At 71.7% G+C, this 1532-nt stretch carries 2 protein-coding genes; one reads left to right on the top strand and one right to left on the bottom strand.

Annotation, left to right across the window (positions count from 1 at the left end; genetic code table 11):
- Positions 1 to 143: 143 nt before the first annotated feature.
- On the bottom strand, positions 144 to 764 hold the full coding sequence (locus IJH84_RS17775) for an L-threonylcarbamoyladenylate synthase (RefSeq protein ID WP_295146461.1): 621 nt from the start codon (positions 762 to 764) through the stop codon (positions 144 to 146).
- Between the two features lie 181 nt (positions 765 to 945).
- Here IJH84_RS17775 and IJH84_RS17780 point away from each other — a divergent pair.
- A partial coding sequence (locus IJH84_RS17780) for a four-carbon acid sugar kinase family protein (RefSeq protein ID WP_295146463.1) occupies positions 946 to 1532 on the top strand: 587 nt, incomplete at its 3' end.

The raw sequence follows: 1532 nt of genomic DNA on the forward strand, positions 1-1532 counted from the left end.
CGGGTGTGCCGCCGGCGCCGGCTCCGGCTCCTGACCCCGGGCCGGGTGTGCCGCCGAGCCCGGCCCCGCCCGTTCGCTGAGGCGCTTCGGCACTGCACGGCGGACGCCGGGAGGTCGGCGGCCTCCCGGCGCCCGCGCGCGGCTCACTCGTACCGCGCGGTGTCCCCCGAGCCGCGCCGCACGCTTGCCGGTTCACCGCTGGAGAAATCGATGACGGTGGTCGGCTCGGTGCCGCAATCGCCGGAATCGACCACCGCGTCCACGACGTGGTCCAGCCGGTCCTTGATCTCCCAGCCCTGGGTGAGCGGTTCTTCCTCGTCCGGCAGCAGCAGCGTGCTCGACAGCAGCGGCCCGCCGAGCTCGGCCAGCAGCGCCTGCGCCGTGACGTGGTCCGGGATGCGGATCCCGACGGTCTTGCGCTTCGGATGCATCAGCCTGCGCGGCACTTCTTTGGTGGCGGGCAGGATGAACGTGTAACCGCCCGGCGTGCACGCCTTGATCGCGCGGAACACCGCGTTGTCCACGATCACGAACTGGCCGAGCTGCGCGAAGTTCCGGCACACCAGCGTGAAGTGGTGCCGCTCGTCGAGCTTCCGGATGGACCGGATGCGATCCACCCCGCTCTTGTTGTCCAGCCCGCAGCCGAGCGCGAAGCACGAGTCGGTGGGGTAGGCGATCACCCCGTCGCCGCGCACGACGTCGGCGACCTTGCCGATCGAGCGGGGTTGCGGGTTGTCCGGGTGCACGTCGTAGTACCTGGCCACCCGCCGACCCTAATCCCGCGCGGAAGCACCTCCGCTGCTGCCCACAAGGACGTCGCTGCTGCCCCCCCCGGGGTCCGGTCTTGACGTCCGGTTCAGTGGCGGTATGCGATCACGTGTGATCCGGCGGGCGAGCGCGCCGCGGCGCAAGTGAAGTGGCCGGAGTCCGGCGGAGAGGAATGCGATGAGCGAGCTCAAGACCGTCGTCCTGGACGACGACCCCACCGGCACCCAATCGGCCTCCGGTGTCGCGGTGCTGCTGCGCACTGACCGCAGCCACATCGCAGAAGCCGTCCGCGGCAACCGTTCGGTCTACGTGCAGACGAACAGCCGCGCGTTGCCCGAGCCGGAGGCCGTCGAGCTGGTCGAGCACATCCGCCGCACCGTGCAGGAGACCGCAGGCGCTCCGGTGCGTTTCGTGCTCCGCGGCGATTCCACGCTGCGCGGGCACGATTTCGCGGAAAGCGACGCGTTCGCCACACCGGACGGCGTGCTGCTGTTCGTGCCCGCGTTCCCCGCGGGCGGGCGCACGACGCGCGGGGGAGTCCACTACGTGCGCCTCGGCGACCGTGAACTTCCGGCAGGGGAGACGGAGTTCGCCCGCGACCCGGTGTTCGGCTACCGCAGCTCCGCGCTGGCCGACTACGTCGCGGAGAAGGGCGACCGCGTCGGCGTGCCCGTGGACCTGGAGCAGGTGCGCGAGTCCGGGGGAGTGGCCCGCGCGCAGCTGGAAGCTCCGGCGGGTTCGGTCGGCGCTCCGGACGCGGTGAC

Source organism: Saccharopolyspora sp. (assembly GCF_017434145.1).
In the GTDB taxonomy this organism is placed as follows: domain Bacteria; phylum Actinomycetota; class Actinomycetes; order Mycobacteriales; family Pseudonocardiaceae; genus Saccharopolyspora_C; species Saccharopolyspora_C galaxeae.